Origin of the sequence: Bacteroides sp. 519 (assembly GCF_010500955.1) — a bacterium.
Taxonomy (GTDB): Bacteria; Bacteroidota; Bacteroidia; order Bacteroidales; family Bacteroidaceae; genus Bacteroides.
Genome location: NZ_QVMJ01000006.1, coordinates 153,031 through 168,851, shown reverse-complemented (window position 1 = coordinate 168,851; position 15,821 = coordinate 153,031). Strand labels below are relative to the sequence as shown.

At 38.8% G+C, this 15,821-nt stretch carries 15 protein-coding genes; 3 read left to right on the top strand and 12 right to left on the bottom strand.

The genetic code is table 11. From position 1 onward, the window contains the following. Positions 1-317 precede the first annotated feature (317 nt). The 5 genes from D0T85_RS08255 to D0T85_RS08235 all read right to left on the bottom strand — a co-directional run bounded on the left by D0T85_RS08255 (position 318) and on the right by D0T85_RS08235 (position 5,685). A complete protein-coding gene (locus D0T85_RS08255) occupies positions 318-1,016 on the bottom strand; it encodes a SprT family zinc-dependent metalloprotease (RefSeq protein WP_163212123.1) in 699 nt (232 codons plus the stop codon). A gap of 156 nt (positions 1,017-1,172) precedes the next feature. Then, a complete protein-coding gene (locus D0T85_RS08250) occupies positions 1,173-2,114 on the bottom strand; it encodes a hypothetical protein (RefSeq protein ID WP_163212121.1) in 942 nt (313 codons plus the stop codon). 12 nt (positions 2,115-2,126) lie between these two features. After that, positions 2,127-3,389, bottom strand: a complete 1,263-nt coding sequence (locus D0T85_RS08245; protein ID WP_163212119.1) for a hypothetical protein — start codon at positions 3,387-3,389, stop codon at positions 2,127-2,129. Positions 3,390-3,399: 10 nt separating this feature from the next. Then, positions 3,400-4,656 carry a DUF6175 family protein gene (locus D0T85_RS08240; protein ID WP_163212117.1) on the bottom strand — a complete coding sequence of 419 codons (1,257 nt, stop codon included), beginning with the start codon at positions 4,654-4,656 and terminating at the stop codon, positions 3,400-3,402. Positions 4,657-4,791: 135 nt separating this feature from the next. Continuing rightward, on the bottom strand, positions 4,792-5,685 hold the full coding sequence (locus D0T85_RS08235; RefSeq protein ID WP_163212116.1) for a hypothetical protein: 894 nt from the start codon (positions 5,683-5,685) through the stop codon (positions 4,792-4,794). A 292-nt stretch (positions 5,686-5,977) separates the two neighbouring features. On the opposite strand from D0T85_RS08235, the gene D0T85_RS08230 reads away from it, so the two are divergent. The 3 genes from D0T85_RS08230 (at position 5,978) to D0T85_RS08220 (ending at position 8,851) form a co-directional block, all read left to right on the top strand. After that, complete coding sequence (locus D0T85_RS08230; protein WP_239060671.1) at positions 5,978-6,745, top strand: head GIN domain-containing protein; 768 nt, start codon at positions 5,978-5,980, stop codon at positions 6,743-6,745. Between the two features lie 19 nt (positions 6,746-6,764). Further along, on the top strand, positions 6,765-7,538 hold the full coding sequence (locus D0T85_RS08225; protein ID WP_163212114.1) for a head GIN domain-containing protein: 774 nt from the start codon (positions 6,765-6,767) through the stop codon (positions 7,536-7,538). Positions 7,539-7,816: 278 nt separating this feature from the next. Continuing rightward, positions 7,817-8,851 carry a DUF4934 domain-containing protein gene (locus D0T85_RS08220; RefSeq protein ID WP_163212112.1) on the top strand — a complete coding sequence of 345 codons (1,035 nt, stop codon included), beginning with the start codon at positions 7,817-7,819 and terminating at the stop codon, positions 8,849-8,851. Between the two features lie 137 nt (positions 8,852-8,988). Here the strand turns inward: D0T85_RS08220 and D0T85_RS08215 are convergent, their stop codons facing one another. From D0T85_RS08215 to D0T85_RS08185, 7 genes are all read right to left on the bottom strand, one after another. Next, on the bottom strand, positions 8,989-9,501 hold the full coding sequence (locus D0T85_RS08215) for a hypothetical protein (RefSeq protein WP_163212110.1): 513 nt from the start codon (positions 9,499-9,501) through the stop codon (positions 8,989-8,991). Next, positions 9,476-9,985 (bottom strand): RNA polymerase sigma factor, encoded by a 510-nt coding sequence (locus D0T85_RS08210; protein WP_163212108.1) that lies wholly within the window; start codon positions 9,983-9,985, stop codon positions 9,476-9,478. The genes D0T85_RS08215 and D0T85_RS08210 overlap by 26 nt, the downstream gene beginning before the upstream one ends. Positions 9,986-10,124: 139 nt before the next feature. Continuing rightward, a complete protein-coding gene (gene argB / locus D0T85_RS08205) occupies positions 10,125-10,892 on the bottom strand; it encodes an acetylglutamate kinase (protein WP_163212106.1) in 768 nt (255 codons plus the stop codon). Positions 10,893-11,001: 109 nt separating this feature from the next. Continuing rightward, positions 11,002-12,897 carry a biosynthetic arginine decarboxylase gene (gene speA, locus D0T85_RS08200; RefSeq protein ID WP_163212104.1) on the bottom strand — a complete coding sequence of 632 codons (1,896 nt, stop codon included), beginning with the start codon at positions 12,895-12,897 and terminating at the stop codon, positions 11,002-11,004. 143 nt (positions 12,898-13,040) lie between these two features. Further along, positions 13,041-13,565 (bottom strand): shikimate kinase, encoded by a 525-nt coding sequence (locus D0T85_RS08195; protein ID WP_163212102.1) that lies wholly within the window; start codon positions 13,563-13,565, stop codon positions 13,041-13,043. 50 nt (positions 13,566-13,615) lie between these two features. After that, on the bottom strand, positions 13,616-14,068 hold the full coding sequence (locus tag D0T85_RS08190; protein WP_163212100.1) for a hypothetical protein: 453 nt from the start codon (positions 14,066-14,068) through the stop codon (positions 13,616-13,618). Positions 14,069-14,075: 7 nt separating this feature from the next. Then, positions 14,076-15,335: an ATP-binding protein gene (locus tag D0T85_RS08185; RefSeq protein ID WP_163212098.1), complete on the bottom strand. Its 1,260-nt coding sequence runs from the start codon at positions 15,333-15,335 to the stop codon at positions 14,076-14,078. Between the last annotated feature and the right edge of the window lie 486 nt (positions 15,336-15,821).

The following is a 15,821-nucleotide window of genomic DNA, read 5'->3' as shown; positions in this document are numbered from 1 at the left end:
TAGTTCTGAAAGGATAAAATTTGGATAACCCCAAATAAGCAATAAAGGGAAATATACAAATCTTCCGAACATGACTGGGCAACGCCTGGGGTAATAACAGCCACGCTCTAGCGCCCTGAAAGGGCAGTTTAATTATTGAGCTGGGCTTTCAGCCCGCTTTTATGGGGTGTTTCCCATTACCCCAGGCGATGCCTGGGGCTGAATTAAGTCGGGCTTACAGCCCGTAGAACGCGGATTATAAACAATGCAAAAATATTCCGAATATGTTATGAGTGAAGGTTTGTCTACTCCCGGCAGGTAATTGCTTACAATTGAGCTTAAATCTCCGTTTTGTATTGCTTTAATTCATTCCTTAACTCTAATGCTTTGTTATCTGTAACTTTATCCATAAAAGCCCAGAATCTATCGTTATGACTCATTTCTAACGTATGGCATAGCTCGTGTAACAAAACATAGTCTATAAGATGTTGTGGTAAGAGTAACAGGTAAAAAGTTAGATTTATATTGGCTTGTGAAGAGCAACTTCCCCACCGCCCTTTGCTAGAATTGATTTTAACGCCTTTGTAGGGGAGATTGTACTTCTGGGATAACATTGTAAGCCGAGGGGGTAAAATAGCCTTAGCATTGCGCCGTAAACCCTCTTCGATGACCTTTTGTAGCCACAGTTGTATCTCTTCATTATCGAAGTTGGCATTAGGCGGACAAACAATTTTCATTTCGCCTAATGCTGAATGGGCCAGATACTTGTTTTGGGTTCCCTGCACAAGGGTGAGTTTAAAGTGCTCGGCATTTATTTTATAGTCCAGATTTATTTTACGGGCTGGTTTAACCCGCTCGCGCGAATCCAGAAGTTTATGCCGAAGGCTTTCTATTGCAGCGTCCAAGTCTTTCCGGGTAGTGCCAGATGGAACAGATACATATATTGCATCGCTCTTGGTATGAAAAATAAAACGTCTGGCCCGTGAATTTACACGTACTACCAAACGTCCCAGTTCTTTATCTTCAATTATCTTCAAGTGAGTAGATTTTGAGTAATGAGAAGCAAAGATAACTTTTTTAACCGCAGAGTACGCAGAGTTTCGCAGAGTTTAAGATTCAATGCTGCATAGAAATTAAAAACTCTGCGTTAATCCGCGAAACTCTGCGGTTAAAATTAGAATCTAGAAACATGATCACTCACCACCCGAAACATAAAATGTGTGTTTCAGCACTTTTCCAGGTAAACGGAAAACTACATCTATTGAGTTTTGTTCGTCGCGCAGGCAGTCTTCTGTATCGTAGGTTATAAGAATATCGCCTTCGTAGGGGCTGGCTTGTAACTTCGATGCACAATTGGCCGTTAGTTTGGGCATGGCTGCCGTAGTGATGGGTTTACCTTTCAGCATCAGGGTGATTGAATAGGTTTTGTTATCTATATGTTCACCATCTACAGTAATGAAGGTTGGTAGTTTTTTGTAGTTTTCAACAACTCCCTTTACCCATTCTTGCCTGGTTTTATCGAAGAAATAGTCCATTGCCGGACGTAGTTTGTTTATGCGCTGGTTTATTTCTTCAACAGATTCAATCGTATCCAGTTCTTTTTCCATTTGGGTAACCAGTTGCTCCATTTCTTGATCTCTGGCTTCGAACTCAGCAACAAGTTGTGCATGCTCGCTGGCAGGGAAAGGATATCTCACCGCATAAGCATAGGTAATTTTGTTGGTTTTCTTGTCTTGCCGCTTTTCCCAATACGAACCATCTACTTTAGAAAGAGAAATACCTTTGATATACGGTATAGAAGCCGCACGCGTTGAACCTTCGGCTGTGTATTGATCGAGGAATTCGGAGATGTGGTCGTTATTGGTAGTAGTTTGCTTAATAGTATGACTGTCAGCAAATTCAATGTTCTGGGCAACCGATTGAATAATTTGTCGTTTAATACTTGCCAAACACTGTTCTCTGGCTGCCTCCATGGTAGTAGCTTCGGCCGATGCAACGATAAATTCAGCTTCGGCCGATTCGTACCACACAGGAGCCTTTTTGTCGCTTTTATCGAGAACTTTGTATTTCTGTGCAAAAACCTGCATTCCCCCTATCAGGAGGAATACAAGCAGATATATTACTTTTTGTTTCATTTCATCGGATATTTATTTCCAGGTAACAGGTAAATCACGGATGATTACTTTGCAACCTCGCGCAGCTATTTCTACATAAGCCAATGTGTCGAACTTCTTAACCACATCGCGTATTTCAAATACTTTTCCCACTTTAATACCGGTAGGCATTGGAATATAATGTCGGTCGGCAGTTGTTCCATAAGCTGCAACGTTGCGATGCTGGGTCAGGGTTCCACCATCTGGTGTAATAACCGTTTCCATATAAATACTTGCATCTACTTTTGCCTCTTCGTTCACAAATTTACCATAAAGGGTAATGGTTTGCGATACGGTGTTTCCTTCGCAACTAACAACCTCAAACTGTAAACCATTGCAGGATATACTTACCGTATATTGGGGTTCTTCCTCTATTACAGGTGTTCTTGGTTTTAGTGGGCCTAGTGGTTCGAGTACTTCTTCTATTAGTTCGTCGTCCTCAGGCTGAACAGGCTCAACTGGCTTATCAGGCTCATTAAACTGAATGTATTTTGCGATGGAATCCATTAAAGCAGCTGCATCGTCTCCGCAAGGGCTGCTCGAAGATATGTCCTGCAAAAGGATAAGTGCCTCTTCATAATTGCGCCGGATGTACAGGCTGCGGGCTGATCGCAGTTTCTTATCACAATCCAGTACCTGCGATCCGCTGAAAGATGTTTCGAGCAACTGTGTGGCTTCGGTATAGCAACTAACTGTTTCCGGCACACTCGATAAATAGGCCATTGCTTCATCGTACTGCTGCATATTGATCATTGTTTGAGCTTTCAGCACGATGGTTTGGCAGTTTTGCTCGTAGTATTCAACAATACGTTTGCGGGTAGTACGAATAAACCGGAGAAATGCAGGGTTATTAGACTTTATTCCGTTCAGTAGGGCAGCCATTGCTGCTTCCTGGTTTCCTGTGGCATCTCCACTCACTTCGATGATAACATTGCCATAAATGCTATCATCGTATCGGTTTTTTGCAGTAAGAGTGAATTCACCGGTAAGCAGGGTTACATCACGGATTAATCCTTCTGTGCTTCGGGTATCGGTAATTGTTAGCTCGGGCACGATAACGAAAGCGTTGTACAGAGAGTTTGCTCCGGCGTTGTTTCGGGCAATAATCTGCTCAACCTTCAGTTTCATGGCATTCTTAACCTTTTCGCTTATTCCATCTTGTGTGGGAGCCCCTGCAACAAAATGAATGTTTTCCTGTGCCATTACTCCCATAGAAACGAACAGGAGCAAAAGAACTGTTTTAATTCTGTTATTCATAACTGTTCAATTATTCAATTGTTACTGTCAACCCTTGTCCCATAGTTACTACACTGGCTTTGTATTCACCTTCGAATAAACCATTCAGGAAGGTTCGTAGTTGGCTACTAAACCGTGATGTAGTAAATGCTCTACCTTGCTCTTCGTCGTAAATAGGTATCTGCATGGAAATATCCAGTACTTTATCGCTGCTATTTATGCTATACACACCATTAAGAGCGTTTGCGTGAAGCCAATCTTCCATAACCATCAGGAACTCATCACCATTGTTCAGCGACGATTCGAAATCCCATTCGGTAACCGATTTGGCAAGTACCATTTGGATAAGTATTTCCTTTCCGTTTCTAACAATATCGTTAAAGGAGTTCTGTAAGCGCGAAAAGAAATCATTCTGTATCTTCTTGAAAGCATAATCGGCCAGTTTCAACGAGTCGGTTGTAACATATCTGCCACTCAGAAACTCGGCACTTGCCAGGTTTCCATCGGTCTGAAACTCCGTTGCACGTAGTTCAAGCGTAACCTCACTTTGTCTTCCAGCGTGGGTAGCAACAAATATTTTGGTGGTTACAATGATATCTGCGCTCATGTTCTGAATCATTTTGGCTACAGCATCCGATTGTGATCCGGCGGTGAGAACATCATTTCTTTTTAAACGCTTCAATTGCGAGATGAAATCTTTGGTTTTGTATCCCCGGTTGCTGAATTCGCTGGTAACACGGCTTACTGCCATGCTCAACATCTGGTTGTTATCCAGAATATCGCGTACATCTTCGCCCTCCTTGGTATAAGGAATAACCAATACAGTAGGCAACTTTACTGAACTTCCAGGACCTCCGGCATCCATTGTAAGGTTGGTTATTACCTTGTTGCGGATAAGGTCTTTTTGTAAAGCATTCGATAGAATAACAACTTCTACAGAGGCTTTATAAGCCTTTCCCTCTTTCACCGGATCGCCCAGTTCATTCAGTGTTTGTACAAAGATGTTATACCTGTTTTCATCGAAAAAACGGGTGTCGTAACTGGCCTTTCTCTCTGTAATCAAAGGGTTTCCGTTGTTTACTCCTTCAACCCCAGTATAAAACAGCGTATAAAAAGCCGATTTGGCTGCCATTACTACAGCATCCTTTTTCTTGGCACTAACCCCTGTTGCACGCAATGTAAGCGTGTTAGAGCCTTTTTCAACAAAACTCACATCCCCTGAATAGTTCTGTGCCAGAATTATCCCGGGGATGAAAAGAGCTACTATTAAACAGTATTTTTTAAGCATAATGATGAAGTTTTGAGTGATGAGTTTTGAGTAATGAGTGATGAGTTTTGAGTGGTGAGTGATGAGTTTTGAGTAATGTATAGCTAAACTCAAAACTCATTACTCATCACTCATTACTCATTACTCAAAACTTATTTATTCGTTTTCTCTAACAATATTACCCAAACCACCTAAGAGGGTTTGTTTTCTTGAAACTACAATGATTTTGTTTTCTTCGTTAAAAGCTTTAAGAATCTCTTCGCCGCCTTTATTTACTTTGCACAACGAAATGTCGTCGCCTTCTACCGATTTCACATTTAAACGGCCAACTTCTTTGCGAGCAACACGTCCGGCAACTTCGCGAGCAATATAAACAGTGAATTTTTGATTGCTGATAACTCCATGAGCACTACCAACATTGATGTACACTTCTTCGGCTTTATCTTTCTTGCTCTTATTAACTTCGATAATTGAGCCTTCAATTTTGAAATAATTATCTACGAAATCATCCATGTCGAAAGTAGCACTACAAGCAGCAGCCATAGCAGCTTGTCTTTCTTTGGCAGTACCACTTGCTGTAAACGATTCGGTTCCAATTAACGTTCCGTTATTGGGGTTGATTACCTTAACTGTTAATGACGCTTTTGCCGAATAATAACCCGGTTTTCCATCTTTTCCGTCTACCCATGAGGTTGTTATACTGGCTACATGGCCTGTGATAAGGAATTGTGCACCTAACTGACCCATTACAGCCAAACGATCCATTTCGTTATCATCGCCAGCCGAAATGCCTTCTGAGTTCCTTCTGCTTTCTTCTATCCGAAGCACATCTTGCGAATCAACATCAATAAGGATTACGCGGTTCATCTTTTGGATGCCCCCAATTACTCCGTTTCGCAAACCTTCGGCTAAAGAGAAAGGTACATCACTCGTTCTTTTGAAATAATCAATATAAACGGTTGGTTTGGGCTTAGGCTCATCAAAGGCCTGAGCAAAAGTTACACTTGAAAATACTAATGTTAAAACTAAGAATGCAAAAATCTTTTTCATGTTGTTCATTATAAATGTTAGTGACATATTAATATATGACAAAGAAAGCAAAAAATCCGTTAATAACAAATAAGAGGGGACTTGAAACGCTGAGTTACGTTAAGTTACGCGGTTAGTAAGCCTGTTAATTCGTTTATGAACAAAGAGTCCGATAATGAACACTATCTGTTATTGGTAAGTGATTGTATATGTGAGTATTAGTTCTATGGCATGTGTTTTGACTCTATAAAAAGAGAAAAAGAAAATGCAAATAAATGCAACTTTTTACTTTGAACATACGTCTAAAAAGAAAATGAAAACAATTAATATATTAGAAGATATGAAAACGTATACTTTTTTTCAGTTTGTTATAGTCTTATGTCTGCTTGCATTATCAGTTTGTGGTTGTGTTATTGCCGGCGAAGGAATAACCCCAAGTAAAACCTATATAACCCGCAATTATAAGGTTAGCGAATTTTCGAATATTGATGTAACAACTGTAGGCGATGTGTATTATGTACAGTCTAAAGACGCAACAACAAGTGTAGAAATATACGGCCCGGATAATATCGTAGAACTTTTTGAAGCATCTATCGATAATAATACCTTGTATCTTACTATGAAAAAGAAAAATAGGGTGCGGAATGTAAAGAAGATGAAGATCATGATTTCAACACCTCAATTGTATAGTCTTAATTTTAACGGGGTAGGGAATGTTTATATTAACGACGGACTAACTACTACTAACTTTACTGTTAGTCAGCAAGGTGTTGGTGATGTTAATATCCACTCGTTGACTTGTGAGGAAGTTACAGTAAATTCTACCGGCGTTGGCGATACAAAGATTGACGGAACAGCCAACATCGCTATTCTATCGGCCCGGGGAGTAGGAAACATTGATGCCGTTAATTTAGAAGCTAAAACAGTAAACGCATCTTCGCAAGGCGTAGGAAACATTTCCTGCCATGCCACCGAATCAATTTCGGCAGCCGTGCAAGGGGTTGGAAACATTCAATATAAAGGCTCTCCTCAAGAGAAAAAGATAAATAAAAGTGGTATCGGATCAATTAAACAGCTTTAAACTTTAAAACGTAAATAAAATGAGAAATTTAGTAGTAGCCATTACAGCACTTATAACAATATCTGTTATAGCTTGTGCACAAAACACAATAACCGGTAATAAAAATTATACTACCAAGAAGGTAGATGTAAAGAACGAATTTACAGCAATTACCGTTAATGGTAGTCCGGATGTATATTACACTCAAACTTCGGGTAAACCTTCGGTTGAGATTTATGGTTCCAGCAATATCATTCCTTATGTTGAAGTATTTGTTAAAGGTGAAACGCTGATTGTTCAGTATAAACGCAATACCAGTATAAACAATCCTGGTAAGCTTGAGATTAGAGTATCTGCTCCTGATGTTTCCACAATGACGGTTCACGGATCAGGCGATATTTATATTGAGAAAGGCATTAATACCAATAAGGATTTGAGTTTTAATGTACATGGTTCGGGCGATATCCAAGGCAAGAATTTGAAGTGTAATACACTTGCAGCCAGTGTGCATGGTTCGGGCGATATTAATTTCTCGGGTGTAAGCTGTAGCAATATCGATGCTAATGTGCATGGCTCGGGCGATATTGTTTTAAACGGTAAGGCTCGTAATGCCTCCTATCATGTGTCTGGTTCGGGCGACATCACAGCTAATGGTTTACAGGCTAACAATGTGGAAGCTTATGTTAATGGTTCGGGCGATATCAGATGTTTTGCAACCGATAAACTGAGTGGAAAAGTAAGTGGTAGCGGCGATGTTGGTTATAAAGGCAATCCGGAAATAGATTTCTCACGTAAAGGACTTCATAAATTATAGCAATAAATTCTCTTTTAACTTACACCTTAATTGTTTAGAGGTATTGGAAGATGTTCTGATACCTCTTTTCTTTTAGTATTTCACCACAGAGTTCACAGAGTTACACAGAGTTTTAAATATGCCGCATGGAAGTTTAAAACTCTGTGTAACTCTGTGAACTCTGTGGTGAAATAAAAGACTAGTATGAAAAATGCAGTTTAGTTTGTTTAACTAATTATTTTAGTTCAGAAACTATATTAATTAGTTTATTTGCATTTAATCACTAAAACAGATTATAAATGAAAACACTAACCCTCTCATTTTGCTTCGCATTAGCTCTCCTGAGTGCCTGTACCAACAATCCTTCCCAGTTGGGGGCGCAGATGGAAATAGATGTAGTTACTGGTTTGCAAAACCTCACTGCGTTGAAGGCTTCGGACTTTGGTACAACCATCCGTTATATTCCACTTGAAACTACAGACGATTGCCTGATTGGAAATAATCCCCATATTAATGTGTTGAAAGACAAGATTGTAGTAACAACAAGATCACAATGCTTTGTTTTTGATAAAGCAACAGGCAAATTTATAAGTTCTGTTGGGCATATCGGAGAAGATCCTGAAGGATATGCTTCAACCATGAACTGGGCGGATGAAAATAAAGATATGTTGTATTTCTGCCGACAACCCAATTGGTTGATGAAGTATGATATGCAGGGAAAATATAGCGGTAAGGTAGAACTAACCGGACTTCCATCTTATCTGATTTCCAACCAATCGGGTATAGTTGCTTACTATTCGGATGTATTTAGTGTTGCAAAGCTGGCATTCTACGATAACAATGGAGGGTATAATGATTCGATAACAGCTTTATTGCCTCCTCTTGAGGAATCAGTGAGCGATATAAACTCCGTATCTGTATTAAATAATATAAATCTTTTTGGTAATTGGGCTCAATCGGGTATTATCTTAATTGACTATAAAAGCGGTAAACGCTTAATGGCAAGCCCTAATTCTCCGGTTTTGTGGCATAATAATGGCGATATAAGATTTAAAGAGAACTTTGGAGACACAATTTATACTATCAAGCAGAATAAACTTGAAACTTACGCTGTATTTAATACCGGAGATTATCACTGGCCTGTTAACGAAAGAACGAATACAGAGAATAACAATAAAAGAATTATAGTGCCTTATGTAGCCGAAAATGATAAATCTATCTTCTTTCAATGCAATATGGGATTGTATGCCGATACCGAAATCAAAGGCGAACTAAGCTTTCTGAATAAGATTACAGAGGATATGAATCCGGTAGTTGTACTGGTTCGGCCATAACGAGAAAAGGGCTACTGCATCACGCGGTAGCCCTTTTATTTAGTTAGTCACATTTAATAGAAATTGAGAGAATTGAAACTTCACAGCTTCGCATTTGTAATTAAGCACACTAACTATATTTAAAGCAAATGAAAATCCTATTTAAGCCCTGAAATAACATCAAGGATTGTATCACTTTTATTAGAGTTGCTTTCATTCTTTAATTCAACTCTCATTGTGTCGATACTTTGCACTACAGATCCTTCTGTAAGTATTGCCGGTGTCGACGAACCTTCCTCGTATTCATAATTCAAAGCTTCATCTTTAAACATAGAACGTTGAGTTAGATTACTAACCAGTAAGAATGTTCCTACAAACACGGCTGCCCTGAATAAAGGAGCTATTTTTGCAACGAACGATACTTTTTTTATTTTGTACGAAGACTGTTCGATGGCGTCGAATAGCCGTTCTTCAAAATCCGAACTTATTTTAACCTCTTGTTGTACAGACTGATAAACAAATATATCTCTGTATACCTTTAGCTCTTCGGGAATATTGCTACTCATGAAGAACTCTCGCAACTGAATTTCCTCCTCACGGGTGGTTTTGCATTGCCAGTAGCGTTCTAACAGTTGCTCAATGTGTTTATAATCCATACTTTTCAATCTCATTGTATTTTTGCCTAATCTTCTGTCGTGCCCTGAACAGATATACCTTAACCTGTTCTTCGGATACTTCCAGCATTTGGGCAATCTTCTTATAACTCTCTCCCTCTATATCCCGAAGTTGCATAATTGTGCGTTGTTTTTCGGGAAGCTCATTAATCAGGCGATGAATGATTGCTAACTTTTCATGAGAAATCAAATCCTCATAAGGTCCCGGAACCAGAAACTGTTCAGCCATATTCTCTTGTATGGAGATGTTCTGTGCTTCTTTCTTCTGAATACGGTCTATTGCCAGGTTTTTTGTTATTGTTATACAAAAGGCTTCGACCGATTCTAACTCCGACCATTCATTACGCTTATTCCAAACACGAATCATAGTATCCTGAACAATATCTTCTGCCTCTGCCGGGTTCAAGGTAATCCGGAGTGCTATCCGGAAAAGCTTGTCTTTCAGGGGCAATACATTGTCGCGAAAACTAATCTTCGGCATCTTTATATTATTGACGAATGAGTAAATGAAAAGTTACACACAAAAACGAAGTTTTTTGAGTAATGAGTTTTGAGTAATGAGTTTTGAGTTACGATGCCGCATGGACACTCATTACTCAAAACTCATTACTCATTACCCATCACTCAACTATAGAAGTTCCTCCCCCTTCTGCTATCTCCGACGCTTTGGTTATAACTACTTTAGAAACACCGGCGCTGATGGCATCGAACGAGTTTTCCAGTTTAGGGATCATGCCCCCCTGAATAATTCCTTCTTCAACATACTTCAGGAAATCGGCGTGAGTAATTTGTGGAATAACGCTGTCGTCGTCGGCTTCGTTCAAAAGAACACCTTTTTTCTCGAAGCAAAACATCAGGGTTACATTAAAGAAAGGAGCAAGAGCCTTGGCTGTTTCGCCAGCAATGGTGTCGGCATTGGTATTTAGCATGTTTCCTTTGCCATCGTGAGTAAGGGGTGCCATTACAGGGATGATGTTCTTGCTTAACAAATCGGCAAGCATTGCGCCGTTAACCTTCTCTACATCTCCCACAAAACCATAGTCAATGTCCTTAACCGGGCGTTTTACCGAGCGGATAACATCCATATCGGCTCCGGTAAGGCCCAGAGCATTTATATTGCGGGCCTGTAAGCCGGCTACGATATTTTTGTTTACCAGTCCTCCATATACCATGGTTACAACTTTCAGTGTTTCGGCATCGGTTATGCGTCGGCCGTTTACCATTTGGCTTTCTATGCCTAGTTGTGCTGCAACAGCAGTTGCCGATCGTCCTCCTCCATGAACTAACACTTTGTAACCCGGAATAGCAGCGAAGTCGTTCAATAAATTGTTAAGCGAAGACTCTTCTTCAACTATTTTGCCTCCTACTTTGATAATTGTGACATCCATTTGAGTTTTTGAGTTTTTGAGTTTCTAAGTTTCTAAGTTTTTAAGTTTCTAAGTTTTTGAGTTTATGTTAGTCTATTAACTCAAAAACTTATTAACTCAAAAACTTAAATCATTGCTCTAAATATGTATATCCGTACAACCCGGAACGGTAATTAGATAAGAATTCTTTTCCCTCTTCAAGGGATATCTTTCCTTCTTTTACTGATTTGGTTACCCAGGTTTCTAAAGTACGAACCAGTTTTTTGGGATTGTATTGTACATAGTCCAGTACTTCGGCAACAGTTTCGCCATCAATAATCTGGTCTATATTGTAGCCTTTATCGTTTACTGTGATATGTACTGCATTTGTATCGCCAAACAAGTTATGCATATCTCCCAGTATTTCCTGATAAGCACCTACAAGGAATACAGCCATAAAATATGTTTCTTTGGCTTTTAAACTATGAACAGGCAGATAGTGTGATACATTTTTGGTTGAAATAAAGTTGGCTATCTTACCATCCGAATCGCATGTAATGTCTTGCAAGGTTGCAGTGCGGTCTGGGCGTTCATCTAAACGGTGTATGGGCATAATAGGGAATATCTGGTCGATAGCCCAAGAGTCTGGCAACGACTGGAAGAGCGAGAAGTTACAAAAGTACTTATCGGCCAACAGTTTTGATAAACCTTTAAATTCGTCGGGAACATGTTTTAGTGCAGAGGCAATCTGGTTAATTTCTCTGGCTATGGACCAAAACAAACGTTCTATCTGGGCACGTGTACGCAAGTCAACAATGCCGTGGCTAAAGAGATCTAGTCCTTCTTCTCTGATTTGCTGTGCATCATGCCATGCTTCGAGCATTTTGTTTTGGTTAAGCGAATCCCATATTCCATACAATTCGCGAACCAGTTCATGGGCATCTTCGCTAATTTCTTCTTCATCATCCCATTGCGGTAGGGTAGCTGTTTCGAGCACCTCGAATACTAAAATAGAATGATGAGCAGTAAGTGCGCGTCCGCTTTCGGTAATAATATTGGGATGTGGAATGCCATTCTTATCACTGGCATCGACCAAGGTCGAAATAGAGTCGTTTACATATTCCTGAATAGAATAGTTTACGCTACTCTGGCTGTTTGATGAACGTGTGCCATCGTAATCAACACCTAAACCTCCGCCTATATCAACAAACTCTACATTGAATCCCATATTATGTAGTTGTACATAGAATTGGGATGCTTCGCGCAAAGCAGTTTTAATGCGGCGTATTTTGGTTACCTGGCTACCAATGTGAAAATGAATAAGGCGCAGGCAATCTTTCATATCTTTCTTTTCCAGAAAATCGAGTGCTTCGAGAAGCTCACTAGAGGTAAGCCCAAACTTACTGGCATCGCCGCCGGAGTCTTCCCATTTGCCACTACCTGATGAAGCTAATTTGATGCGAATCCCAATGTTTGGCTGTACATTTAATTGCTTCGCCATCTTCGCAATCAGTTTTAGTTCGTTCATCTTCTCTACAACAAGGAAAATGCGTTTACCCATTTTCTGTGCCAGAAGTGCTAACTCAATGTAGCTTTCGTCCTTATAGCCATTGCAGATGATTAATGAATCCGAATCGGTATTGATGGCAATAACTGCATGTAGTTCCGGTTTAGAGCCGGCTTCGAGTCCTAGATTGAATTTCTTACCGTGGCTTATAATTTCTTCTACCACGGGGCGCATCTGATTAACCTTTATGGGGTATATAATAAAGTTTTGACCTTTATAACCATATTCTTGCGCAGCCTGTTCAAAACAACGAGCCGTTTTTTCGATACGACTGTCAAGGATATCAGGAAACCGCAATAACATAGGAGACGAAACATCACGCAATTGTAGTTCATCAACTAATTCTTTCAGGTCGATAGCTACGCCGTCTTTACGTGGAGTTACTACTACATGACCTTTGTTGTTGATTCCAAAGTAGGAAGTTCCCCAACCTGTGATGTTATAAAGCTCCTCCGAGTCTTCAATACGCCATTTTCTCATTTCTTTTTTCTTTGCTTTTAAATAAGGAACAAAGGTAATAAAAAAGCAGATAAAGGTAATAAAGGTAATAAAGGTAAAGCAGATAAAGGTAATAAAGCACTTTACCTTTATCTACTTTATTACCTTTATTATCTTTATTACCTTTACCCTATAACTACGATCAATTGTTCTACTGAGGTTTTAATTTGTTGGCGATTGTCTAGTTTTTCTGAATTATAAGTGTACTTCGCGCATTTATACTTGGGTAATCTCTTTTTAAGTGCCTCGTCTATAAACGCTAATAACTCTTCGTTGGTTTTGTTTTTTAGTATTGGGCGTGTATGCTTGGCTACTGCTAATCGTTGAAAAAGCACATCGATATTTGTGTCTAAAAAAACAGTTTTGCCACAACTGTTCATAAAATCCATATTATCGAAGAAGCATGGGGTGCCACCGCCGGTTGCAATGACTACGTTTTCAAAGTCGGCAACCTCGTGCAGCATTTTCTTTTCCAATTCGCGGAAATTAGCTTCTCCTTTTTCTGCGAATAGCTCATTTATTGTTTTATGGAGCCGCTCTTCAATATACCAGTCAAGGTCTACGAAAGATAAACCAAGCTTTTGGGCTAAAGCTTTTCCTAATGTTGTTTTGCCCGATCCCATGTAGCCGATTAGAAAGATGCGTTCCATGTTTGTTGCTATTTGTTGCAAAAGTAATAAAAAAACTCTATCTCTATTAATTACAGTATTTCTATCATCTTCTGTGTTTCTTTCTTTAAATCACCATTCAATGCTTTTAGTAATTTCACCAATTTAATTTCTTGTGTCGATTTTATGTTTGGCACCCGTACTTTGGATAATACAACTCTGGCATTAACGCTTGTTGTATCTGTTTTAGAATCAAGAATCAAAGTTTTAATGGTAGAATGAATCTGCGATAAGGCTTTTGTGTAATCTCCACCTTTCAACTCAATAAAATAAACTGTTTTAGTAATGTTGATGCTTATGGCGTAATCGCATTTCTCTCCATTTTTGAGAATCCCATCATCAATACGATAAACTGTAACCTGTTTCTTCTTATCATTTTTACCAATGTATTGGCGTGGCTCTTTCTTGTCTTTTAATACAATTATAGGTCGGTCATCGTTTGAGATTATATGCGATGAGTTTACATGTGTTTCATCAAAAGTCATATTGGGATTAATTATCAATGTCCATTAATTGGTCATATTCCTGGTTCAAAATACTGGATACCTCGTCTATTGTTTCGGCCTTTATCTGTTTTATTTCTTCATCTAAGATTGACGTTGCTTTGCCATTATCAACAAAGTAAACTCTTACTTTCTCGTAACTTATCCAATTTTGTGTAGGAACAATTGTGGCTACTTCATCCTGATGGCTTTGACCTACATTGTGTGCATAGATAAGATTATTGATAGAAGATAGTATATAAGGACTATGTGTTGTAATGGTAAGCGAATGATCATCATTTAAATTGTTGAGGCGTATTAGTTCTCCTACTAAATCGCGTTGTGCTGTAGGAAATAAGTTCTGTTCGGGCTCTTCCAAGTAGGTGGTGGTATGATGAATTCCGGTAAAGTTGTTATTTAAAATCTCAAGTCTTTTAAATTTTTCCAGAATACCAGTTATATCACTGTTGCCATTATGAACTATATTGTTTCTTTTTTCGGCCAGATCAAGGATTTGTGTAAGGCTGGAAGTACCCATAACTTCTTGCATCAGGTCCATGTTAATAACATTTCTATCCTTTAAATCTTTTATGCTTGCCGGATTCTCGTTTTGATATATCCCTTTGTAAATGTAATCCAGAAGAACTAAAAGAGGTATTAGTGATTGTAAACCACTTGATGTATTGGTTAGTTCCAGTTGTTTGTTCTCCGGATTGATGATAACCTTATCGCTTTCTCCATCAAAAAAATATTTTGCTCCAATATTCAAAATGCTTAATGGATTTTCTTTGGGGCAGATGTTGCGTGCCTCATCCCAGTCTGCAATAAAACTGCGGATATTATTATCTATAAATTTAATATTTAACCAATTGGGTATGGCAGCTACAATATTACGTTCGGATGGTATATAAGATATTTTCCCTTTTTTATAATCGAATCGGTTTTTCCACTCAAATATGGGTTTTCTGTTAGAGTGAAGATATTCAATTGTTAGAATATCGCTTTTATAATAGATATAGCTATCTTCTTGTAAATAACCTGTTAGCTTATGAAAACGAACCAGTTCTTTTGCAAATGCATCCTTTTCGCTTAATTGTTCTTGGTTAGATTTGAGTAGTGCTACTCTTTTCTCAACCCAAGAGCAGTAACAAGCAATTTTAGTTATAGTGCTTTTACCTTTACTCTGCGGACCAATGAAAATATTTAGTTTGTCTAACTCAATGTTTACAGTCTTAATTGGTCCAATGTTTTTTATAATGAGATTCCGCATTTTATAGCAATAAAGTAATATTCGCAAACTTAAATAAAAATCTTTGATTTTTATGGCAGTCAGATAAAGTTTTTAATATTAATTTGCCTCAGTTTTATTACAAAAATAATGTTTTTTTGCCCCCTTTCTATTACAAACATTCTTCTTCCCTATTATTATACAGGCCAAATAAACCGCATTCTTTAATTAAACATACTACATCTTGTTTGTTATCCTTATTGCTTTTGTTTGTGTACACCCGGGTGTTAACCGCTTGCACACCCGGGTGTGAACGACCTGTACACCCGGGTCTTACTGCTGTGTACACCCGGGTGTACACAAAACGAACACCCGGGTGTACATAACAAAAATCCAAGAGCACAAATAAACAGTTCCGGTAGCAGATTAAAGAAAATGAAGAAGGATAAAAAAGAAAATGCACTTGCAAATGGCAGCCAAAAAGTGAAATGTGACACTTCGGTGGTACTTATTTTTCTTAAAAAAGCG